At 39.7% G+C, this 23961-nt stretch carries 16 protein-coding genes; 7 read left to right on the forward strand and 9 right to left on the reverse strand.

Features of this window, described 5'->3' with window-relative positions; all coding sequences use genetic code 11:
• Positions 1-56: 56 nt before the first annotated feature.
• Positions 57-374 carry a hypothetical protein gene (locus tag ASC84_RS18385; protein ID WP_056517374.1) on the reverse strand — a complete coding sequence of 106 codons (318 nt, stop codon included), beginning with the start codon at positions 372-374 and terminating at the stop codon, positions 57-59.
• 289 nt (positions 375-663) lie between these two features.
• Here ASC84_RS18385 and ASC84_RS18390 point away from each other — a divergent pair, with 289 nt between their 5' ends.
• From ASC84_RS18390 to ASC84_RS18410, 5 genes are all read left to right on the forward strand, one after another.
• Positions 664-2559 carry a monovalent cation:proton antiporter-2 (CPA2) family protein gene (locus ASC84_RS18390; protein ID WP_056517375.1) on the forward strand — a complete coding sequence of 632 codons (1896 nt, stop codon included), beginning with the start codon at positions 664-666 and terminating at the stop codon, positions 2557-2559.
• 83 nt (positions 2560-2642) lie between these two features.
• Positions 2643-3518, forward strand: coding sequence for an Hsp33 family molecular chaperone HslO (locus ASC84_RS18395; RefSeq protein WP_004725526.1), 876 nt, complete (start codon positions 2643-2645; stop codon positions 3516-3518).
• A 346-nt stretch (positions 3519-3864) separates the two neighbouring features.
• Positions 3865-4833 carry a DnaJ C-terminal domain-containing protein gene (locus ASC84_RS18400; protein WP_056517643.1) on the forward strand — a complete coding sequence of 323 codons (969 nt, stop codon included), beginning with the start codon at positions 3865-3867 and terminating at the stop codon, positions 4831-4833.
• Between the two features lie 41 nt (positions 4834-4874).
• Entirely contained in the window at positions 4875-5213 is a 339-nt protein-coding gene (locus ASC84_RS18405; protein ID WP_004725521.1) for a chaperone modulator CbpM, read from the forward strand.
• Between the two features lie 122 nt (positions 5214-5335).
• On the forward strand, positions 5336-5605 hold the full coding sequence (locus ASC84_RS18410; protein WP_004725519.1) for a YdcH family protein: 270 nt from the start codon (positions 5336-5338) through the stop codon (positions 5603-5605).
• Between the two features lie 7 nt (positions 5606-5612).
• Here ASC84_RS18410 and ASC84_RS18415 read toward each other — a convergent pair whose 3' ends face one another.
• The 3 genes from ASC84_RS18415 to rpsO all read right to left on the reverse strand — a co-directional run bounded on the left by ASC84_RS18415 (position 5613) and on the right by rpsO (position 9597).
• Positions 5613-6836, reverse strand: a complete 1224-nt coding sequence (locus ASC84_RS18415) for a magnesium transporter CorA family protein (protein ID WP_004725517.1) — start codon at positions 6834-6836, stop codon at positions 5613-5615.
• Positions 6837-6984: 148 nt separating this feature from the next.
• Positions 6985-9072, reverse strand: coding sequence for a polyribonucleotide nucleotidyltransferase (gene pnp, locus ASC84_RS18425; protein WP_171066865.1), 2088 nt, complete (start codon positions 9070-9072; stop codon positions 6985-6987).
• A 255-nt stretch (positions 9073-9327) separates the two neighbouring features.
• Complete coding sequence (gene rpsO / locus ASC84_RS18430; RefSeq protein WP_004725514.1) at positions 9328-9597, reverse strand: 30S ribosomal protein S15; 270 nt, start codon at positions 9595-9597, stop codon at positions 9328-9330.
• Positions 9598-9866: 269 nt separating this feature from the next.
• Here rpsO and ASC84_RS18435 point away from each other — a divergent pair, with 269 nt between their 5' ends.
• The gene (locus tag ASC84_RS18435) at positions 9867-11165 is read left to right on the forward strand and encodes a serine hydrolase (protein ID WP_056517376.1); all 1299 of its coding nucleotides are present in this window, start codon (positions 9867-9869) and stop codon (positions 11163-11165) included.
• A gap of 634 nt (positions 11166-11799) precedes the next feature.
• On the opposite strand, the gene recD is transcribed toward ASC84_RS18435, so the two are convergent.
• The 3 genes from recD to ASC84_RS18450 form a co-directional block, all read right to left on the reverse strand.
• A complete protein-coding gene (gene recD, locus ASC84_RS18440; RefSeq protein ID WP_201784143.1) occupies positions 11800-13575 on the reverse strand; it encodes an exodeoxyribonuclease V subunit alpha in 1776 nt (591 codons plus the stop codon).
• A gap of 96 nt (positions 13576-13671) precedes the next feature.
• Entirely contained in the window at positions 13672-17460 is a 3789-nt protein-coding gene (locus ASC84_RS18445) for a UvrD-helicase domain-containing protein (protein WP_056517383.1), read from the reverse strand.
• 2 nt (positions 17461-17462) lie between these two features.
• A complete protein-coding gene (locus tag ASC84_RS18450; protein ID WP_056517390.1) occupies positions 17463-21242 on the reverse strand; it encodes an exodeoxyribonuclease V subunit gamma in 3780 nt (1259 codons plus the stop codon).
• A gap of 184 nt (positions 21243-21426) precedes the next feature.
• On the opposite strand from ASC84_RS18450, the gene ASC84_RS18455 reads away from it, so the two are divergent.
• The gene (locus tag ASC84_RS18455; RefSeq protein ID WP_004725502.1) at positions 21427-21933 is read left to right on the forward strand and encodes a hypothetical protein; all 507 of its coding nucleotides are present in this window, start codon (positions 21427-21429) and stop codon (positions 21931-21933) included.
• Positions 21934-22004: 71 nt separating this feature from the next.
• Here the strand turns inward: ASC84_RS18455 and ASC84_RS18460 are convergent, their stop codons facing one another.
• Together ASC84_RS18460 and ASC84_RS18465 are read right to left on the reverse strand one after the other, a co-directional pair.
• Entirely contained in the window at positions 22005-22709 is a 705-nt protein-coding gene (locus ASC84_RS18460) for a nitroreductase (protein ID WP_056517391.1), read from the reverse strand.
• Positions 22710-22730: 21 nt separating this feature from the next.
• Positions 22731-23921, reverse strand: coding sequence for a hypothetical protein (locus tag ASC84_RS18465; protein ID WP_056517392.1), 1191 nt, complete (start codon positions 23919-23921; stop codon positions 22731-22733).
• Between the last annotated feature and the right edge of the window lie 40 nt (positions 23922-23961).

A 23961-nucleotide genomic window follows, 5' to 3' on the forward strand; every position in this document is an offset into this window, starting at 1 on the left:
TATTTAAAAAATTCAAAGTAGTTTTGAATTGATTTATATTTTTATCCTTTTCGCTCTTAACTTTGTGTTGAATTAGGTACATCACCAAAACCAGAGCTACCATTTCCACTAGAATCTGGAAATAAACTTCTTCCAAAACTATTTTCCCACTGTGACTTTATTCGTGCCCATCCATTACAATCAGATCCGCCAACACTCTTACATGCTACATATTCCGTTTGGCATTTATCCAAAGAGGAAGCAAATGTTTTGATTGGAAAAAATTGTAGTTCTACTATTCTCAGCAAATATAGAACTATAAGATAAAGTAACACATCCATTCTACAAATGATAATCATTCTCAATTGATTTTTTAAATAAAATTTATTATCCATTAAGATTTTCTAAATAAATTGAAAAATATAGTATTCCATTTAAGCCCATGATCATCAGCATAAAAGAGATCATTTAGAAAAATGCAAAAATCCACTGCCATATAAAGCAATGGATTTTCAATACAATTTATTATCACGTCTTTATTTACACATCAGTTCTCGTTTTTACCTCGCTAATCACTTTTAAATTTTTATTGGGTAAAAAGACAATTTCTCAATAAATATCTCCAAGTCAATCACAAAATCACGCTACAATTTCTAAAGAAAGAAAAAAACTTAAGGCAAGTGAATGTCACTGTTACTCCAAATCACCATCTTCCTTGGTGCAGCATTAATTCTGGTTCCTCTAGGGAAAAAACTTGGTATCGCCACCGTACTGGGTTACTTATTTACAGGAATACTTCTGGGTCCAAGCGCATTTAACATCGCCAATGATCCAGAGGAAATCATGCACCTTGCAGAATTTGGGGTGATTTTACTGATGTTCCTGATTGGTTTAGAACTTCGACCACAGCGTTTATGGGAAATGCGCCAATCCATTTTTGTGATGGGAAGTTTACAGGTGGGGGTTACTGGGTTGGTATTGATGGGAACCATCTATTTAATCTTTCAACAATCACTCCCTGCAAGTTTTGTGATTGGTTTTGCCTTAGCACTTTCTTCAACCGCCTTTGTTTTACAGCTTTTGGAAGAAAAACAACAACTCAATACCACCCATGGTCAGCAATCCTTTTCGATTTTACTGTTTCAGGATATTGCTGCGATTCCATTACTTGCCATCATCCCTCTCTTAGCGGGCAGCGAATCGAGTCATCATGGCGTTGCTTACTTTGCTGCGATTATCGCCACGTTCACAGGTTTATTTCTGTTTAGCCGTTATGTGATGCGACCATTTTTCCGCTTTGTGGCAAAAAGTGGTGCAACAGAACTGATCACAGCTGTTGGCCTATTTATTGTGCTGGGCGTGGTGTTATTGATGGATACACTCGGGATCAGCACAACCTTAGGCGCTTTTTTAACAGGTGTACTTCTGGCTGACTCTGAATTCCGTCATGAGCTTGAAGCCAGTATTGCGCCCTTTAAAGGTTTATTGCTTGGTTTATTTTTTATGACGGTAGGAATGACCACACAAATCTCGTTAATTGCAGATATGCCATTACTGATTATTGGTGGCGCAGTCAGCTTAATTCTAATCAAAATGATCGCGATGGTAGCCATTGCACGTTATAAAAAAATGAGTTGGACCAACAGTTTAATGGTCGCAACCTGTTTGGCCCAAGGGGGTGAGTTTGCCTTTGTGGTATTAAACGTGGCAAAAAGCGAAAAAGTACTGGCTGAAGCAATCATGGAGCCCATCACCTTAATTGTGACCTTATCCATGGTACTGACCCCAATCTTCTTCTGGTTGGTAAGTACACAAGTATTGCCATTAATCAATAAAGACAGTGCACCCAAATACGATGAGATTCCCAACGAACACCCTGCTCTTATTGTCGCTGGTTTTGGTCGTGTAGGGCAAATTGTTGCTCGTTTGGCGCGTATCCGTCATTTTACCTTTACCGCCATTGATAATAATTTACAAAAAATTGATTTTGTTCGACGCTATGGTGGTACTTTGTATTATGGCGATGTGACTCAACCCGATTTACTCCGTGCAGCCGGAATGGAGCAGGCCAAGGTTTTTGTATTGGCAATTGATAATGTTGAAGATTCAATGAATGTTGCGCGACATATTTTGCTCAATTATCCAAACCTTACCTTATTGGTTCGAGCACGAGATCGTTATCACATGCACCTCCTGCGTGATGTCGGAGTTAAACATATTTGGCGTGAAACCTATTTGACTTCATTGGGGATGGGTTATCGAGCATTGTGTGAACTGGGCATGAGTAAACAAGAGGCTTATGATAGTGTTGAGCTATTTAGAAACTACGATGAAGAACTGTTAACACGTCAACAGCGTATTTATACCGATGAGCAAAAGCTTTTTGAAAGCTATCGGGACTTTATTTCGGAGCTTGAGCACCTGTTTGAAAGCGATGCGCAAGTTGAAAACCACAATCCTGAACAATACAAAGATGTTCCAGATTTGGATGAATCAGGCTTAGAAAGACCCACAGCAAAAGCTCAAACCACACATGCCAAGCATGATCGTATTAATATTATGCGTGATGACGAAAATTAACTTTAAGATGCACCGTTTTTCAGGTGAAATAAACTTGTGATTTATAATATCGCCACCATCTAAACAGGGATTTGGAGAATTTTATGTCTGATTTACGTCAACGTTTTTATATTGAAGATAGCCCTGTACGTGGTGAAATTGTACATTTAGATACAGCACTACAAACGATTCTATCGCAGCGTAATTATGCGCCTGCTGTGCGCATTTTATTGGGTGAAATGTTGAGTGCAACAGCATTACTTGCAAGTACATTAAAAATTAAAGGACGTATTAGCTTACAAATTCAAGCACAAGGTACATTCAAATGGGCGATGGCTGAATGCAACCATTTAGGTGATGTACGTGCACTTGCAGACTATGAAGAAGATCCGCATTTTATGTTGAGTGAAGACAGCAGTACTGTGCTCAGCACTTTGCAACAACCTGTGTTATTTATCAATATTGAACCTGAATTTGGTGAGCGTTATCAAGGGATTGTGCCACTTGATCAACCAACGCTTGCGGCTTGTTTAATGCAGTATTATGACCTTTCTGCACAAATTCCAACACGTATTGTCTTGGCAAGCACCCATCACAATGCAGGCGGCTTACTGATTCAGTTATTACCTCGTAATAATGAAGAAGAACAACAACGTGTAGATGAAGATTTATGGCCACGTTTGATTATGTTGACGCAGACCTTAAAGCCTGAAGAATTGACGGATTTAACCGCACAAGAAATTCTTTACCGTTTATACAATGAAGAAGAAGTTCGTCTGCCAGACGTTGAACAGCTTCAATTCAATTGCACCTGTTCACGCGATAAATGCAAAAATGCATTGATCCAGATTGGTCTAGATGCGGTCAAAGAAACCCTAGAAATTCAAAATCCAATTGAAATGGATTGCCAATTTTGCAATAAAAAATATCAGTTCACTGCAAAAGAAGCTTTGAATCTGTTTGGTGAGCATTTGAGTTAATCTATTAAGATCTGAATGGTTTAAATTTGCAGAAATTTAACTATCGATTTTTACCAAGAAAAGAGCAAATTCAGTTTGCTCTTTTTTTTCAATTAAAATTCAAAGCATAATCAACAAGTTTTATAAATTAAAAGGTTGAATAGCTATTTAGAATCGTCATTTACTTCACCAAAGCACCAACCTGAACACACAAAGCCCATAGAACATGAAACACCACCTTTATCAGCATAAGCGGGCTTTTGCGCTAGATAAGTTTTGAAACAATAACCACACTAAGTTGCTCTTCCATCTTCAGCCAAAAAGGCATAAAACTAGAATAAAGTTAAACAAAATAATGACCTTAAGTATGGCAAAAAATTATTATGAAGATTTGGGTGTTTCTAGAAATGCGACACCAGACGAAATTAAGAAAGCTTATCGAAAACTCGCACGTAAATATCATCCTGACGTGAGTAAAGAAGCCGATGCTGAAGCAAAAATGCAGACCATCAATGTCGCCTACGACACCTTAAGTAATGAAGAAAAGAAAAAGCAATACGATTTTGAACTCGATAACCCCTATGCCAATACAGGTGGGTTTGGTGGGCAATCTACAGGTCAAAGTGGTTTTGATGGTAGCCAATTCCATCGTTCGTACAGTAGCAGTGGTGGACAAGATTTTAGTGGTTTTGAAGATCTATTTGGACGTTTCGGTGGTGGTTTTGGCGGTGGACATCAACAAGATTTTGGGCAACGCGGCTCTCAGCAACAACGCAGCTATAAAGGTGAAGACCAACATGCCAGTATTGAAATTCCTGTAAGCATTGGTTATGAAGGCGCAACCCAGAGTATCACCTTACAAATCCCAACCTATAACGCCTATGGTGAACCCGAGGTACAACGGAAAACCCTCCAAGTTAAAATCCCCAAAGGCATGAAAGAAGGTCAGCAAATTCGCCTTGCAAAACAAGGGCAAGCTGGAATTAACGGTGGTGAAAATGGCGATCTTTATATTGAGATCCAATACCAAGACACTGACCGTATCCGTGTTGAAGGTGCTGATGTCTATTACACGGTTGATGTCACACCTTGGGAAGCAGCACTTGGTCAAAGTATTGAAATTGATACCCCAGCAGGTAAAGTAAAAGTTACTGTGCCACAAAATGCCAAACCCAATCAGCAACTCCGTTTAAAAGACAAAGGGATACCGCATAAAACCCCAGGTCATCTTTATTTGGTGATCAATATTGTTTATCCCAAAGCAACCAGCGAAACACAGCAAAAAGCCTATCAACAATTTGCTGATGCTTTTACTGACTTTAATCCTCGTTCATAATTTTATAGATACCAACATAGCCTTGCTAAAGGAGAGCAATCATGACAACTATTCAATATCGTGAAATTGTCTATGACGGTTTCCATGATGCAGAAATCGTGGATGAAAACCTAAATCTAGATCTCAAGCACTTTGCTGAGGCATGCGGTCAAAGTCCGGATTGGATTTTGCAATTGCTTGAATATGAAATTTTACCTGCACGTCCTGAAGACCGTATTCATCAATTTTTTGGAGAAGACATCTCACGCGCACGTCGTGCTTATCGTTTACAACGTGACTTTGAAGCCAGTTTATCTGCCGTTGCAATGATGATGGATTTACTTGATGAAGTTCAACAATTGCGTAAACAAGTCAAACATCTTCACCTTCATACTCATTAATTCATTTCAAAATGTTAATGCCTAGTGACAGGTTAATATTTAACCTGTCATGATGGAGAACTTGTCTCTCCGTTTTTGTTTTTTCGTTTAGAATTTTCTGACAAAGAGGTTAATGAGCTCTGATGAATTCGAAAGTAATGAATAAAAAGTTGAAACACATGTTCCCAGAACACCGCGATCTCATGTGTAGTTTAAAACAAGAAGATCCGCATTTTGCTAAACTTTTGATTGACCACGATGAACTTGATCGTGAAATCAGTCACCTTGAGCTTGATCCACTCAATCATATTCATGAAAATATTGAGCAGCTCAAGCGGAAAAAATTAAGATTAAAAGATCAACTCTACTTAATTTTACAAAAGACAGCTCAGATAAATCCTCAACTAGAATAATGCTTAATTATTTCAGTTTTGTGATTTTTTCGACTTCTTTCATGGTTTGTTTGATCGGTTCATAATCTAAAAACCAGAGTAAATTGACGTGCTGATTTTTATGTTGTTGTGCCAACATATCAATCACACTTCTTTCACCACGTCCAACCAAATGACGTCGGTAAAAATAGATTAACAGCCCAATCGTACAGCCCAACATCACACCCAGCATCACCCAGAAACCTATCGGGCTACGTAGACCTGGAATGAATTCAAAATTCATTCCATATACCCCTGTTAATAAGGTTAATGGCGCAAACACCGCAGTAATAATCGCAAGAATTCGCATATTCTCATTGGTTTGATTGGCAATTGCAGAAAAATGTAAATCAATCGCAGTTTGAATTGCGGTACTTAGACGTACTGTATATTTTTGAATACGCTCAACATGGCTAACCAGATCATCCACGCGAACCAGCATAATATCCTGCTTCTCAGTGCGTTTTTTACCTTTTAAATGCGCATAATTTTCAACAATTTCATCTCGAAGTTCCTGTAGGGAATCTATTTGTTCTTCGCACAAATTTTCAATTTGTTGAAAAACCAGATTTTCCTGAAACAGTTGATGCCACTTGGTAAAGCGGCGATTGCCTTGCAAAAGTTCTTGTTGCCAGAATTCAACCCGACGAGACAGAGGATTACGTAAATCCAAATAGCCATCAATCATACTATTCAGCAAGCGTAGTGCTAAATCTAAAGGCGTAGTCGGTAATTTACGTGGTTTATTTTGTTCTTCTAAACTCTTATTCATGATATTGAAAATACGTGCAAGATAACTTTCAAAGGCATGGTTGCCCTTTTCATGAATGGTGATTAAAGCTTGTGAAGTAATAATAAAACTGACTGGCGAGGACGCCAAACCAAAAACACGATCATGCTGTTCAAGGGCATCTTCGCCACTATCGATTTGATCATCTGGGGTAATTAATTTACGAAAAATCAATAAATCATAATCTTCCATTGCATCAAATGCGCATGGATGTTCGATATTTAAAATATCTCGAATATGGTATTCATTGAGATGAATTTCGGTCGCATTATAGATTTCTTTTTGCCATAGCTCAGCACGATTGACCACATCTTCACGGGTACAATCCACCCAGACAAATTGTTGCTCTGCATTAAAAACAGGTTCTTTTTGTATACAGGTATAAGGTTCATCTGTGTGTTGAAAAAAATAAAAGCTTTGCATATTCACGATATTTTTGGTCTTTATTGTTATGCATCATGCCATAAAAAAAGCCCTGAGCAAGCCAAAGTTGTAACTTTGGCGAAGCACAAGGCAGTCTTTTCTGTATTAAATTTTAATCAAACCCTAAAGGATTTAAACCTTGCAAATATTATGCTTGGTCTACATCTTTCATGGTTAATTTAATACGACCACGGTTGTCTACGTCAGCAACTTGAACTTTAACGTCTTGACCTTCAGCCAAGATATCAGTCACGTTTGCAACGCGTTCGTTTGAAATTTGCGAGATGTGAAGTAAACCATCTGTACCTGGCATGATATTTACAAACGCACCAAATTCAACAATACGAATCACGCGACCAGCATAGATTTTACCTGGTTCAACTTCAGCAGTAAGCGCTTGGATTTTTGCAATCGCAGCTTGAGCAGCCGCTTTCGTTTCACCAAATACACGTACAGTACCGTTATCTTCGATATCAATCGCTGCTTTTGTTTCTTCTGTGATTTGACGGATTGTCGCACCACCTTTACCAATCACATCACGGATCTTATCAGGATTGATATTGATCACTTGGAATGTTGGCGCATGCATAGAAATTTCAGGACGTGCACGTGAAATCACTTGGTTCATTGCATTAAGAATATGCATACGACCTGCATACGCTTGATTCAACGCAACTTCCATAATTTCTTCTGTGATACCTTCGATTTTGATATCCATTTGAAGCGCAGTAATACCATTTGCAGAACCAGCAACTTTAAAGTCCATATCACCTAAGTGATCTTCATCACCTAAGATGTCAGAAAGAACAGCAAAACGCTCGCCTTCTTTTACTAGACCCATTGCGATACCCGCAACTGGCGCTTTAAGAGGAACACCTGCATCCATAAGTGATAATGAAGCACCACATACAGAAGCCATTGAAGATGAACCATTTGATTCAGTAATGTCAGATACAATACGAATCACATACGGGAAGCGATCAGCTGGTGGAAGAACAGCCTGTACACCACGACGTGCTAAACGACCATGACCAATTTCACGACGCTTAGGACCAGATTCACGACCTGTTTCACCTACAGAATATGCAGGGAAGTTGTAATGCAACATGAAGTTGTCAGTTTTTGTACCAGACAAGGTATCAACCATCAACGCATCACGAGTATTACCCAAAGTCGTTGTAACCAACGCCTGAGTCTCACCACGTGTAAATAATGATGAACCATGAGCACGATCTAACACACCCACTTGTACGTCTAATCCACGAACAGTTTTAGTATCACGACCATCGATACGTGGTTTTCCTGAAAGGATGTTATCACGTACAGTACGGTATTTAAGATCTTCAAATAATTCGTTTAAGTCATCTGCAATACCAGCTTCGTCATTTTCAGGAACGAATTGAGCAGTTGCTTCAGCTTGAAGTGCATCTAAAGCAGCATAACGGTCATGCTTAACAGCAATGGTATACGCTTCAGAGATTTTAGCTTCAAATGCATCTTTTAATTTTGCACGAAGATCTTCGTTTTTAACTGGAGCAGTCCAAGTTGATTCTGTTGCACCAGCGGCAGCAGCAAACTCTTTAATCGCTTGGATCGCAATTTGCATTTCGTCATGACCGAAAAGCACAGCGCCTAACATTTGGTCTTCTGAAAGTTCTTTTGCTTCAGACTCAACCATCAATACTGCAGATTCTGTACCTGCAACTACAAGGTCAAGGTCAGATTGAGCAAGTTGTTCTAAATTTGGGTTAAGTACATATTCGCCATTGATCAAACCAACACGTGCACCACCGATTGGACCACGGAAAGGTGTACCAGCGATTGCAAGTGCAGCAGATGTACCTAACATTGCAGCAATATCAGCGTCCATAGTTTTGTCTGAAGACACAACTGTTGCAGTAACTTGGATCTCGTTGTAATAGCCTTCTGGGAACAACGGACGAATTGGACGGTCAATTAAACGAGAAATTAAAGTTTCTGCTTCTGAAGCACGGCCTTCACGCTTACCATAACCACCTGGGATACGACCCGCAGCATATTGTTTTTCTTGATAGTTAACTGTAAGTGGGAAGAAGTCTTGACCCGCTTTAGCAGTAGGTTGTGCAACAACAGCAACCAGTACTGTTACGCCACCCATTGTAATTAGAACCGTGTTTGCTTGACGAGCAACACGACCTGTTTCTAGTACAACTTGATGTTGACCATATTGAAATTCTTTACGAATAACATTAAACATTGACATGTATTTTTGTTTCCTAATTTTATTCTAGTGGAGACCCCTAAGGTTTGGCATTCACATCAACCGCATAAATGACAAAGCTTAGAAGCCGACCTCACTAGACAATAAATCTTTAGTTAGACTAATTTTAAACACGAAGAAGGAGCGAATATTCGCCCCTTCCCTTTTATCCAGTAAATACTGGATAGACTTTAGTTTTCATCAGTACAGCATTCAGCATGCAATAATCCGAAAATAAAAGTTTAAATCGAATTAACGACGTAAACCTAAAGCAGCAATCAAATCGCTGTAACGAGTAGCATCTTTACCTTTAAGATAGTCAAGAAGCTTACGACGTTGGTTAACCATACGGATCAAACCACGACGGCTATGATGGTCGTGTTTGTGTTCTTTAAAGTGACCTTGCAAATCATTGATTTGAGCAGTCAATAAAGCAACTTGTACTTCAGGTGAACCAGTGTCATTTTCAGCACGAGCGAATTTTGCAACGATCTCTGCGCGATCTGCGTTTGTTAAAGCCATTCGATTTCTCCGAGATGCTTAATTTAAATATTTGATACAAATCAAATTGATTCTTCAAAATCAATTTAACTGCCGTGCATCACTACAGCAGTCGCCTATTTTAAAGGAAGTGGGGTGAGATTGCAAAAATATCGTACAACCATACGCCATAAGGCTTAATTACAAAACTATTGCATTTTTTTTACAAATCGCATGGCAATTGGGACACTGACATCATGCTCAACTCAGTTCACACTGCCGTGGAATAAAAATAATCATGGAAAAAGATTGTGAAATTGTTTTCAACCAATACCTGCTATGTACCCAAGGACTTAAGCAGTATCACGCAGCGCACAAATGAAGTTTCTCCAGAACTGGGAGGGATGACCCAACAACAAATTGAAAAGATTTGGCAAAGTATTGAAAACCTGTATCAAACAGGCAACCATCCCCTGATCACCATGTGCTTAAGACGCAAAGGCGAGATTATTCTCAATCGTAGTCTGGGTTATGCGTCAGGTAATTCTGCCGATGGTCTGGCTTCAGATGCAGTGCTTGCCAATCCAGACACCCCGATTTGCCTATTTTCAGCATCAAAAATAATTACAGCAATGTTGATTCACATGTTAGATGAAACAGGTGCAATCAATCTATTAGATCCGATCAGTTATTACATTCCTGAATATGCACAAAATGGCAAGCGCCGTGCCACAATTTTCCATTTATTGTCCCACCGTGGTGGAATTCCACGGATAGAAATGGAAGTTACCCCAGAACTGCTTTTTGACAAAGATCAAATTTTACAACACCTTTACGCTGCACAACCCATTTCACCTGCTGGTACGCATTTGGCTTATCACGCTGTTACTGCAGGCTATATTTTAGGTGAATTGATTGAGCGGGTAACAGGACAAGATATTCGTCAGTTTTTACATGAACATATTGAAAAACCGATGGATATGCAGTTTTTTAACTATGGCTTAAAACCAGAATATAGAGATCAAGTTGCTTTAAATTACCCGACTGGTGTACACCCTAAACTCGGTACAGACTTATATTTAAATCATGTGCTCGGTGGTGGCTTACAACTTGCTGTCGATGTGACCAATGATCCACGTTTTATGGATACGGTATGCCCTGCGGGCAATATTTACACCAGTGCTGAACAAGCCAATCGCTTCTTTGAGATGTTATTGAATGGCGGTCAATATAACGGCAAGCAAATCATGAGTCCTGAAACGGTATTTCGTGCAACTTTACCCACCTCAACCACCAACATCGACCGAACCTTACTTGCACCGATGCGCTATGCTTTGGGGCCTATGCTCGGCAGTAACCCAGTGGGTATATTTGGGCCAATGACGGGGCAAGCCTTTGGTCATTTAGGCTTTTCCAACATTCTCTGCTGGGCTGATCCTGAGCGTGATATTAGTGTCAGTATTTTAAATACAGGCAAAGCTGTAGTTGGAACACATATTCCTGCTCTGGCGCAAACGCTTTATCAAATTTCTAGCCAGTGCCCTAAAATCCCTAAAACACAACGTCGAGCATTATTTGGCACAGATCGAACAGAAACCGAATTGGTTTAAATTGTCAGTTTAAACAGCAATTTTGGTTTAAACGCAACAGATAAAATATGAAAAAGCCCTAAGATTACTCTTAGGGCTTTTCCTTTGCGCTGTGGTTTCTTGTTTAGTTATTGTGCTTATCTTATTTATAGTATTTGCTTGTACCCTAAGCAGTTTTTGTTTTTGTACATGACACTTATTTCACAACCATGTGACTAATTATGTCCTTATGTGACTTATTATGCCTGTGACAGACATTGAACAGAAGTCGCATTTACCGCAAGATTATGTGAGAAATAACGTACATAGAGGCAATGACTGTAGCGTTTTAAAAAACCTACTAAATTTAAATAATTTTATTCTCTTTGAAGTAAAAAATTCAGAATTTAATTTCAATAAAAAAGCCCTGTAGTCTCTCCCAAAACTACAAGGCTTAGCGGCTGTAAGTTTCCTCTTATCACTTACTTTCATGTAAGTTCGCAGTCTCACGACTTTAAATTGTTATTATTTTGCGATTTTACTCAACGATCCTTGCTGAGTTCTTTATGGCTTCATCATCTCAAAAAGTAACAAGAAGCTCTATGCGCAAATCTCTCGAATTCATGTAAGCAATTTCGTACATAGAGATAAATTATCAATAAAAACTACAAAATAACTATACCGTGTTAATCATGCTAACCAATCCACTCATTCTGGTTGTGGTAGTGTCTAAAGCGTGGATAAATGCTTGTCGATCAACCAGTAAACTCACCACTGATTTGGCCCGTGTGATGGCGGTATAAATCAACTCTTGGCTCAACAAGCGTGTTGCTGCAACATCCAAAACCACGGCGGTATGGGTGAATTCTGAGCCCTGAGATTTATGAATGGTTAAAACAAAAGCGGTTTGCATCGATTTAGGCAAACGCGTTGCAGCAATCCATTTGTCTAAACTGGGGAAATAGACTTCAAATTGATCAGCATGCTGGCGATGTTTTAGACAAATTCCGATATCTCCATTGGAAAGACCAAGTTGATAATCGTTATAGCTCATCATCACAGGACGCCCAACATACCAATCACCATAACGAGCCAATGTTGGAAGATATTCAAATAATGCTTTTTCCATTTCATGGTTTAAGCTATTCAATCCCAATGTGCCGTGCCGAACAGCCGTTAAAATACGATAGAGGTCAAACGCTTGTGTCACCGCTTCAATCTGATGATAAGGCTCTTCGGCCATCAGATAGCTGTTTAAACTTTGAAAATAGGCTTGAAAACCTAAACTGAGTTTTTGGTAATACTGCGTTAGATCTGCTGGCAAAATCTTTTCAGGCAGATATTCAAGCTGAATCACATCTTGCATATTTGCTTTGAGTTCAACTGGTTTAAGTACACTCGCCTCAACAATCTCTTGCTCAAAATTCGCCAATAATTCTGCACGGTCTATACTTTGATTTTTCTGTGATTGAATAAACTGCGCCATTTTTCCAATTAAAGCACCATCTTTAAAGCGTTGACTGGTCTGTAGATTGACCTGATTGTGCTGTAATGATTGTATATTCTGTAAATCTGCCAACACCGAACCGACATCTACAGAAGCCAACTGATTGGCATCACCCAAAAGAATTAAACGGCAATGTTCAGGAATGGCTTCAAATAACATCGTGGCTAAATTTAAATCTAGCATCGATGCTTCATCAACCACGACCACATCATAAGGCAATGGCTGTCGCAGATTAAAACGAGGAATATGCTGATTTCCCAAGCCCAATAACCGATGTAAGGTCATGGGGTTAAATTGATGTTGGTTCAGTCCAAAACTGTGTAGTTTTGGATCACTCAATGATTTTTGTAGTGCTTCCCCCATTCTTTGTGCGGCTTTGCCTGTGGGCGCAGCCATTGCAATACGAATATCAGGAAGGGTTTGCTGCAATACTGCAATGATTCTGGCCAAAGTATAGGTTTTACCTGTACCTGGTCCGCCAGTAATAATATTAAAAGCATTGCCTGCCACCATAGTTAAGGCAGCTTTTTGATGTGGATCGGTGAGAAGCTGATCAAATGCAACAACATCAACATGTTGAATATTCTGCTGTTTTAACCGTGTCACTTGTATCGCCAAACGGCGCTCAAGTTGCCAATAACGATATAGATAAATCAATCCATGTTGTTGCACAAATGGTGCAACCACTGTTTCAGCTAAACTATGTTCTACAATATCAGGTTCTTCAATATCATGCGCTACAATCAATGGCTTTAATAAAGCGGTGTTTTGCGCCTCTGCGGAGATACAGCTATCCCCTTGTGTGGTCGCCAATAAAATTTCTTGTACTAATTCAAGTGTCTGTTCATCTAATCCTGAAGCTGTGGAATACTGCGCTAAAATGTATTTACTCCATGTCTCAATCCATTGCGGGACTTGGCTTTCTAAATCCTGTTTATTTTCCACACGGTTATCCTCAGAGTTATCTACAAGGTTTTCAACAGAGTTATCCACAGAATAACTTATTGTTTGCAAAGATGTTCAAGCAACTATTCACACGATTCAACTGGATTTATCCTCAGTAAAATAGCCCAATATGGCATCAAGTCTTAAAATAAATTCCGTAGTGGGTCGCCAGAAGTAGTAACCTTGTCCACTTTGACCATTCATACCACGTAAATACAAATAGGTTGCGCCTCCCAGATCACGATCAATTTGATAATCTTCCAGCTGGATTTTCAAATAACGATGCAATGCCACCAAATACAAAGAAGCCTGTAGCCAATAACTGGCATGTGACATGCTGTCCTGAACAGCTTCAAAGGAATAACTTTGCTGATCTACACCCAAAAAATTACTTTTATAATCGGCAATATGATATTGCTGACCATCAAAAAACACCAAATCAATTGACCCATTTAAATAACGTGCTGAATTGGCATCTTTAAACTCAGGCATTGCAATGGCATGCTCATCAAACAATTGATGTATACGTTTAATTGCCAAAACTCGATCTGAAAGAGCCAGATAAAATGGAAACTCAGCTAAATGCTCATGTGGTTCAAGTTGCCCCATTTTAAAATGACTGAGAATCGGAGTCGATAAAACATCCTGTAGCCACTCAGCCATCCAGTCAATCAGCGTCTCTTCCACAGCGTGTTCTGTTTGAGAAATATCTTCACTCAAATTATCGTTGAGAAACGCTTGCTGATATTTTTCCAGTAACTCCGTCCATAAACTTGAATAATCATTTTTAAAGCGACGACGTATTTCCAAACGCCAATAATGCGTATCTTTAAAATCAATATGCTCAAAAATTTCATGCAGGAAATTTCCTGCAATTGTACCCATTGGGAAATTGGCTTTGATCCATGCAAGCGGTTGAGTAAGAACGACATCTGTAATGATTTCAACAATGGGTTGTTGAATTTCATCTTCTGCTCGATCCTGTTTTTGTTCAGAAACGGCCAAAGCATCCTGAATTTGTTGCCGAGTTAAATGCTGAGCCAAAGCACTAAAACTGGTTTTACCCCGCGGATAAAAACGTTGGGTAGGAAAGGCTTGTGCAAGTAAAGGCAATTGGACGTCGCTCTTGGGTTTTTCTAACCGCGGTGGGCGTTCGGTCAATAACGCTTGCATGGCTGTTCCTGCATGCTGAAACGTATTTGCGCCCTGACCACGCCAAAATGCCAGTCCTGTTGTAGATTTTTCCTTTACATCACTCAGCATCGCATACACCCGATAACTGGCACGGGTCAATGCCACATACCACAACCGGTGATGTTCTGCTAAAGCACGCTCATTATGTTGCTCAATGTCTTTTTTATCGAGTAGATTGGCATCATTGATCGCCACCACACGCTGTTGTTCATTCTGTCCTGTTCGTACATTCAGCTGTTCAACGGTCGAGAAATTCAGCGTTTTATTGATCTCTTTAAAGTCTTTATCAGCGCCCAATAAAAACACAAACTTAAATTCAAGCCCTTTGGATTGGTGAATGGTCATCAACTGAACCCCTGCCTCATTGGACAGTTTCCGCTCCATCTCCCACTCTCGTTCCATTGGCGAAGTCAGTTGTTTTAAATACCAATGATAAAGATTTTGTGCACCTTGATAGTCTTCACTGTGCTGGCTCAATAACTCTGTTAAATGACGTAAATTCACCACCACACGTTCATTGTCACGACTGTGTTTTTCCACCAATTTTGTCCAGACAGAAAATTGGTTAAGCAGATATTGCCAAGCTGTTAAAACCCCTTGATTGAGCCACAGCTCACGAATCTGATCGAACAGTTCAATATAGACACTCAAACCATCGGCATGCTGTTCCAAGGCAATCAATGCTTTTAAATCAAAGCCGATCAGGCGGCTTAACAAAGCCCGTTTTACTTTGGCTTCATGATAAGGATGCAAAATTGCAGCAAGTACAGCCCCAACATCACCTGCTATCTGACTTTCAAAGACACTTTTTTTCGAGGGGCGGCTGGTTCGAATCCCTAAAAATTCCAGCGCGGATTGTGCTTTATCTAAGCCATCATGGTTTTTGGAGAGGATGGCAATATCATTTTCATCTACTGCACGATGTACTGATTTTTCAATAAAATATAAACTGCCTTGAATCCCCTGATTGAGTAGCTCACGAATTTTCCATGCCACTTGTTCAGCTTCTTGATTTTTATCTTCAAGCTTGATCCACCTTAAAGGCTGTGGATTGACATGGCCTTGATCCAGTAAATCGGGATGCGGACGAGGACCTGCTTGTACTGGGGTATACCAGACCTGTTCACCAAAATCCATTTGGCGTTGAAATAAGGCATCAACCACTTCAACCAAAGGCTTGACTGAGCGATGATTAAAAATCAGATTATATTCATGCCCTGCTTTGCCAAACACATCCTGATGCGCTTTTAAAAAGGTCAACATGTCCCCACCACGGAAACCATAAATCGCCTGTTTACGGTCTCCGACCATGATCATACAACCCTGTTTGACACGATTGGGATGCCGCCAAATTTGTGCCAACATATCATCTTGATCTTGGTTGGTGTCCTGAAATTCATCGACCAGAATCAGTGGATAACGCGCATGTACAAAGCTCGCAAAACGCTGGCCTTGTTCACCTTGCAAAGCCTCTGCAAGGGTACGAATTTGTTGTGCAAAGGTGGTTTCACCCTTTTGCTGTAACACTTGAGGTAAACGTGTTTTGACTTCTTTTGCCAGATAGTATTTTAAGAATGTATTGGTTCCAAGCAGTTGATTTTCATATATCTCAATCTGCGCATAAATACTGAGTAATTGTTGAATAAGCGTGTGTTGATAAAAATCGGATTGTACATTTTCAGGTGCCGCTTTTTTAAAAATTTGCTGCTCCCGAATCACTTTAATCAAGGTTGCAAAGTCGGACTTTTCAGCACTCAGCTTTGAACTTAGATAATGCTTATAGTCATGCTGTTGTAGGGTTTGAATAATTCGCGGCAAGCTCTTGGCAAAAATACGATTCAATCGATCATTTCTAAATTTTGTCCCATTCGCAAATTTATAAAACTCACCATCCAATAAATAATAACTTTGCAAAGTCAGCAATTGATCCAGTTGAATCTTGGCAAGCTGTTCAATCGCCTGTTGAAATAGCTGAACATCTGCATTGGAAAATTTAGGCTCAATAAAATTTGCCGAGGCAAAATTTAAGCTTTGTTCCACCGTTGCAACATAATAATCGACACCATGTAACTCGCCCGCAAACATCAAGCTGTCTACAATATCTTGAGGCTGTTTTTGAATCCATGCGCGAAGTACATCATGAATCAATTGCTGGCTATAACTTTTCGCATCATCAGTAATTTCAGCCCGCTCGATTTTGCCACTTTCAAAAACAAACTCACGCAGTAATTTCTGACTAAAACTGTCTAAAGTCCCAACAAAAAGTTCATCCAGCTGATCAATCACCAATTTCAAGCGTTCACAGGCATATGCAATCCGTGAGGCAAACATCTTTAACACTTTAGAAAATAATGGATCTGACTCTTGGGCTGCTTTGGTCAAGACTTGCGCTTCGGTTAATTCACGACATGAGTCAAAATAGCGATATGTTTCCTGCAATCGTAAGCGAATACGTGTTTTCAATTCTGCCGCAGCTTTACGGGTAAATGTGGTTGCAATGACTTGGCTCGGTAAGTATTTTTCTAAAAAAATCCGCACCATCAAGCTTGAGAGCGTATAGGTTTTACCTGTACCTGCTGAAGCTTCGATCCAGTGCAATCCGGCAAATTGCATATCTTCAATCGGCTGAATCGAAACTTTTTTGGCTGTGCCGTTTTGTGCTACTGGTAGCTGTGAATTTACGGAAGTCATGTTTATTCCTCCGCAACAAATTGATGCTGATAAATCGGCTGATACAACGCATAGCCAAAATGATCACAAGCATGTTTTAACAATGCGGTCGCATCTTGCTCTTGCAAAATAAATTGCCAATCCCGATGCTTTTTACTCCATTCCATTTCAGTCAAATCATAAGGTAGAAACGCATCGCTTTTATTCCATTCATTTAAAAGATCTGCAAAGTTATCGATCAACATCCTTTCCACATGATGTTGTGTATCCGCATTTAAACCATGTCCATTTAAACGATGTTCAGCTAAGCCACCTTCAACAGTCCCGAGTGACCATTGCAACTGCTTATTATTTTCAGCGGGCTTTAATAACAAAGCCGCAGGCAGAACCAGAGGTTCCGATTGGGCATAGGCAAATGCTTTAAACCACGGCAATAAATATGCTTTCGCCTGTTCTGAACTTAACCCGGTAATGATAATCGTGACATCACTAAATACCGCAATACGTTGTAGCGTTTTAGACTTTTCAGCATCGACATTTAAATAGCTTAACCAAAGTAAATATTCTAACCAAACTTTGGCACGACGTTTAGCACGACCACTTGACGCATCCAAACTCACCCAATGCTGCCCTGCTTGCTGAGGTACTGTGATATTCATAACCAAACCAGCGTCAATTCGCCACTGGCGTTGCGTTGTCAACGTCACATCAGCAGCATAACGCTGTAAACGCTCTTTTAAACTGTCTTGCTCCGCCAAACTGATTTGCCATGCACTGTGCTGAACCTTGCCAATGGGTAATTGATTCTGCAGTAATCCAATCTCTTGAGACCAATTATCTTCGGCAGAATGAGCCGATTGTTTCTGTAAGAAATCTCGAATCTGATAACGTGCCAAACCATCCAGAATTAAGGGTTCGTTCATTGCGGGAATATCTTCTGCGCGCAGATTCTCTACGCCTAAAGTTTTTAAATATAACTGTGCTGGGAAAGTGACATCTTGAATCCACTGTCGCGCATCCAAAACAGTGAGCTCGTCTTGAACAACAGGATATTGTGTATTTGCCCAAGCCTCACGTTTAGCAAGCATTTCAGCTTGACGGATGTGTTGTGCAACATTGAACCATTGATCTTGAAAACGAAGCGGTGTTGTTGCCTCAAAACCATTTGGATCAAAAGGTTGTAAGGTATGAATGTGATATAAACACTGTAAATGTTCAGGGACTTGAATCCCCTTCAGCTCAATCATGTGATCAACAGGACTGATATCTTTATTGTCCGTAGATAATGCCGTTTCAGATTGGGCAATCAGGGCAATATGGTTGATCAATTCCTGTAACACGCTGGATGGCTCACGAACTTCACCATCACTCACATCAAAGCCATTATAGAATAACCATAGATTTTCCTGCGCCAATAATAAAGCATCGAGGAAAGCGCCTTGATCATCATCTAGGCGGGAACGATCCCCCAATTGCGGCTTGAGAATTTGCATTAAATCAAAGGGCAAATGCACATTTCGATCTGGAAATTTACCCCCATCCAAATTTAACAGGACGATCAACTTATAAGGCAAAGGACGAATCTGGCCAATTTGACTAAAGGTAATCTGACCTGTCGGTAAAGCCTGATCGATTTGACCTTCTAATAAATTTTGAATTTCATTCAATAGATAGGGCAATGGTAAATAAATATTTTTAAGAATAGGTTGCGCATCTTCATCATAAAAACTGGCTAAAGTCAGCATACGCTCTTGTTTTTTGACAATTTCACGTACGACTTTTAACGACTCAACACCGGCTTGTTCAAACTCAACAATGTCTTGCATCAGCAGTTTTAACCACGCCTCAACATTGCATTTTAAAGCGGTATTTTTTCCCAACTCATGCGCAATCATCCAGTCACGGCGCACATCAAAATCTTGATAAATCTGAATCAGCTTAGCCACTAACTCAAAATCACTTTGCAAAATTTGGGCATAGCTTAGGGTATTTTCAAAAATCGTATGCTCTGGAATCGCAATACCTAAAGCCAAACGATCAAGAGCAAATTTAAAACTAAAACGGAAATCTTCATCATCCTGACTTAAAGATCGTCGTAAATGTTGTGCATCTAGACCACGTTTAAACCCAGCATTGATCAATAACTCAATCATTCTTTCTGTATTTGAAATATCCAGACCATAACGTAATTGCGTGGCATTTAAACTTAACCAATCTGCAAAATCCTCAACACTAAAACGACCTTCCACCAATTGAATACGACCTAAAACGGCTCGCCAAGCGTTATTGGCATCCAGTTGCGTTACTCCAGCAATCTTCACTGGCAGATAAATACTGTCTTGGTTTGGTGTGTGTGGAAATACACTGCGAATAAGTGGTTCAATTTGTTTTAAATCTGGCACTAACACCAAAACATCACTTGGCCGATGTGGCTGTTCAGCAGTGCTTTTCATCAGCCAAGCAACCAACTGGTCTTTTAACACTTCAAGCTGTCGTAAAGACGAATGACACACATGGATTTGAATTGAGTCATCCGTTTTGGCAATTGGATAAGCATGCGGTTCAGGCTCAACCAAATACAGAATATCCGATTGTAATTTGCTTAATAAATGAATCGGTTCTTCATCGACAAAGGCATCCACCCATTGCCCTTCTTCGCCTGAAGACAGATTGGATAAGATCGAAAAGTGGTCACGGGCTTGTTTACCAAAACGGGTTAATAATGGATGTCGTGATTCACGAATTTCCGCATTAAAGTTCAAAGTAAATTCATCAAAAAACTTTTGAATATCTGCATCGGTCGCTTTGGGATATTTACTGACAAAACGCGCCTTTACCCGCAAATCATATTGTTTTTTCCAGTTTGGATCGACACTATCTGCCCAATATTCTTGTGATGGGTTGTAATGTAAAATCACCACATCCAAATATTGTCCCAGTCGTCTTAAAAACTGTAATTGACTCGGTGGTAAATCCAATAAAGTAAAAATAATCAGCTGGCTAGGTAATTTCTTTAACGCTTGAGAACGTTGTACGTCATCATCCATGATTTGCCAAAAATCATGATCAATACTTTGCATTTCAATAAAATCGTCATGAAATGTATGTTGCCATAACCAACGTTGCCAAGTTTCCAGCTCTTGTGCCTGATTTAAAGTAAATGCTGAAATTTGTTGATTGGTTTTAAAGAATTGCTGTTCGAGGTTAAGTGCTTGACCTCGTCCCCACTGCCCTAGCCAATTGCCTGGGCAACTACATGCTTGTCCATTGTTCTGTTGGCAACCGCGTTGACAGTCCCCACGATACAACATGTAATGACTGAACAATTTTGACACTTGTTCAGAGACCCAATACAACATACTTTGTTTTTTGAGTTGCTTCTCTAAACCCTGTTCCAGTTGCGAGGCTGCATCATAAATACGTTGGATAATGCCATGCAAAGGATGATCTTGGGCTAAGCTATTTTCATCCTGCTCAATAAAACTTTTCAACGTTTGATAAATTCGCCACTTCATAATCAAACGCGGAATATTGGCTTTACGGACTTTGTCTTTGTCGTCTAAAACTTGCTGATAAGCAAACCACTGAAAACCACGAATACGTTGATGAAATTGGCTGTTGGCACTGATGCCTTGTTGTTCAGCAATACGTTGGCTCAACCATTCTTGTACCGCAGGACTTGGGACAATAAAATGTTGTGTTTGCAAGACTGCAAAAGGATTCTTGGATGGCCGAATGGTATTTTGCAAAAGCCCCTGCACCAAGACATCAATGCGTTGGCTTTGAATCACATGAATGGCCATAATTCCTCAACTTTCAATCTTCTATTGTCTACGTTTATGCACAAAACATAAACATTCGCCACTATACAACAACACCATACTATGGCATTTTTAAAACATTATTTGGAAATAACTTCACAATTTCAAGCTTAAACATGCGTTTTCAAAAATATGAGCAAAAGCTTGAAACAAAGGTAATTGTTTTATGAAAATTGATAAACTTCCAGACGCAATCGATCCAAGCTTAAACCTAGAACAGATTCGTGATGAATGCTTGGAGCAAGTGAAAAAGCGCTCTTATGTCTCTGCTGGTGTCGCAGTGATTCCTGTTCCCTTTTTAGATGTGGTGATTGATGTCGGTATGCTGTCGCTTCTGATTCCTGAAATCAATGCCCGTTTTGGTTTAGCACCAGATCAAATCAGTGTTTATGACCCTGCAACCAAGAAAATTCATTGGAATGAATTACGCAAACGTGGTTTTGAGTTTTCAGGTTTAGTGGTTGCGCGTACCGCGGTAAAGGCATCATTAAATAATATGGCGGCTAAAATCATTACCAAACAGGTGACCAAGTTTATTCCTCTGGGTGGCTCAATCATTGCAGCAAGTTTAGGCTATATTGTGATGAAAAAAGTTGCTGAAGCGCATGTAGATGAATGTTATAAATTAGCCAAAAATATTCAAAATAAACAAACGCAAAAGTTAGTGAGCTAAGCGCTGCCATACTTTAAGATCTATATTTAGTAAAACAAAGAGATATCATCTGATATCTCTTTGTTTTTTGTTCATTGTAAAAATACAGCAAATTCTTCAAGACTGAGTCGTGAGGGATGAAAAGAATTAATTTTTTCATTCACATCGGCATAGCCTAAAGACATGCCACAGACCAATTGTTCATCATCTGTAGCACCTAAAATTGGCATGATAATCTTGTGATAATCATTCCATGATGCTTGGGGACAGGTGTCTAAGCCCTGCGCTTTTGCAAGTAACATAATATTTTGCATCAACATGGCGATCGCCATTTTTGCGCCTGCTTCTAATTGATGATGTGTGGTAAAAAATAAGCCGATAGGCGCATCAAAAAACTTAAAATTTCGAAGGTGTTGTTGATGCATTTCCTCTCGTTGTTGTTTGCTAATGCCCAGTACAGCATACATCCCCCAACCATTCTCCCGTCTACGGCTGATATACGGTTCAAACCATTGCTTAGGATAATAAAGATAAGGGGCAGTAAATTCACTTCTTGAACTTTGGCCAGAATAAATGGAATCCGCCGCTGCAATCACTTGCTGGCTAATCCTCAATTTGCTATTGCCCTGAACCACATAGACTTTCCAAGGTTGCGTATTGGTTCCAGAGGGTGCATAACTGGCTTTTCGCAGCAGATCCTGAATGATCTCAGGATCTACAGCCTGATCTGTAAATGCACGTACAGAATGTCGATTTAAAATCACTGCTTCAACCAGATTATTGGCTGTGAATTCCATTTATTCCCTCATAGGTCAAGACTAAAAGTTATATCCGACGTTGATATTCCACCTAAATTTCCAGTCATTGCTATAGTCCGAATTTGTCGAGGTATAGCCAGTTGCGTTTTTAGCACCACCCAACACATTGACATTCTTCCCGACACTTCCGTCTACCCAAATTAAGAAAGGCATTGCATTAAACTGCACTCCAAAGGTGTCCATTTGCGAGCGATCCCAGCCGGCTTTGTCTTTCCATAACACACTATAATCATTATAGAATTTTACAGTTTTTAAATTCGGAAAATACTTGGTTTGCACAGGTTGGGTATAACCGATATTAAAAGAACCAATCGTCCCTTCAGCTGCGACAAAATAAGCAGGTGTTATACCATTCGCTTGCATTAAAATTTGATCATTATTTAAACCCTCTGGGTTTTTTGCATCATATTTATAACGAATTGCTGAAGTTTGCACATTCCATTTTTCGTAATTGTTTAAGCCATGCACTCCAAATGCATAATAATTGCCATTTTTATCCGTCGCTTTATTACGCAATTGTGAATATGCCCCACTGACTCCAAACTCCTGTTTACCAAATTCCAAATCCATTTTATGGGCATAACGCAGATTGAGCTGATTTCTTTTTTCGTTAAGATATTGTTGTTGGTGAGGCAGCACATTATCCAATTTATCCGCCGAACCAGACTCAGGCGAGTAACGAATATTGCCTGGGCTCATGATTGGCATATACGCCACGGTAAAATCATGTGTTGGCGAGGTATTTTTCCAACTCAATCCCGGCGCTACGCTGTCGGCAAATCCCAAAAAAAATGGGATCGGGAAAGTCCAGGCATGCTCTGGGAATGGATAAATTCCAAAAGGCTTATAAATAATTCCAGCCTGAAAATCATTATTGCCATCAGGCTTATACCCGACAAAACCATGTTCAACAGAACGCTTATGATCACTTTGGAAGGCATAACTTACATCCAAATAAAATTGGTCATATTTGCCCTTAATATTTAAACGGGCATTATCAAACAAAAACTTGCCATTATTGGGGCTTTCCCATCGCTCATCACGATAATTGGTTCGGACAAAACCGCCTAATTTTAATTGTTTTAAACCATCTTCAGTTTCCCATTGAAACGGTGAAGGTTGTGCATTGGCATAGGCTTGAAATGACATCAAACTCGATACAATTAATCCTAGATATTTAATTTTTAACATGAGAACCTCCTCAGCAATTTGTTCTCCCGAACGCATTGCC

Source organism: Acinetobacter sp. Root1280, from assembly GCF_001425285.1.
Lineage (GTDB): Bacteria > Pseudomonadota > Gammaproteobacteria > Pseudomonadales > Moraxellaceae > Acinetobacter > Acinetobacter guillouiae.

Coding starts and splice junctions, on each gene's coding strand:
- ASC84_RS18385 (WP_056517374.1), bottom strand. CDS start 374: ATGGATAATAAATTTTATTTAAAAAATCAATTGAGAATGATTATCATT.
- ASC84_RS18390 (WP_056517375.1), top strand. CDS start 664: ATGTCACTGTTACTCCAAATCACCATCTTCCTTGGTGCAGCATTAATT.
- ASC84_RS18395 (WP_004725526.1), top strand. CDS start 2,643: ATGTCTGATTTACGTCAACGTTTTTATATTGAAGATAGCCCTGTACGT.
- ASC84_RS18400 (WP_056517643.1), top strand. CDS start 3,865: ATGGCAAAAAATTATTATGAAGATTTGGGTGTTTCTAGAAATGCGACA.
- ASC84_RS18405 (WP_004725521.1), top strand. CDS start 4,875: ATGACAACTATTCAATATCGTGAAATTGTCTATGACGGTTTCCATGAT.
- ASC84_RS18410 (WP_004725519.1), top strand. CDS start 5,336: ATGAATTCGAAAGTAATGAATAAAAAGTTGAAACACATGTTCCCAGAA.
- ASC84_RS18415 (WP_004725517.1), bottom strand. CDS start 6,836: ATGCAAAGCTTTTATTTTTTTCAACACACAGATGAACCTTATACCTGT.
- pnp (WP_171066865.1), bottom strand. CDS start 9,072: ATGTTTAATGTTATTCGTAAAGAATTTCAATATGGTCAACATCAAGTT.
- rpsO (WP_004725514.1), bottom strand. CDS start 9,597: ATGGCTTTAACAAACGCAGATCGCGCAGAGATCGTTGCAAAATTCGCT.
- ASC84_RS18445 (WP_056517383.1), bottom strand. CDS start 17,460: ATGACTTCCGTAAATTCACAGCTACCAGTAGCACAAAACGGCACAGCC.
- ASC84_RS18450 (WP_056517390.1), bottom strand. CDS start 21,242: ATGGCCATTCATGTGATTCAAAGCCAACGCATTGATGTCTTGGTGCAG.
- ASC84_RS18455 (WP_004725502.1), top strand. CDS start 21,427: ATGAAAATTGATAAACTTCCAGACGCAATCGATCCAAGCTTAAACCTA.
- ASC84_RS18460 (WP_056517391.1), bottom strand. CDS start 22,709: ATGGAATTCACAGCCAATAATCTGGTTGAAGCAGTGATTTTAAATCGA.
- ASC84_RS18465 (WP_056517392.1), bottom strand. CDS start 23,921: ATGTTAAAAATTAAATATCTAGGATTAATTGTATCGAGTTTGATGTCA.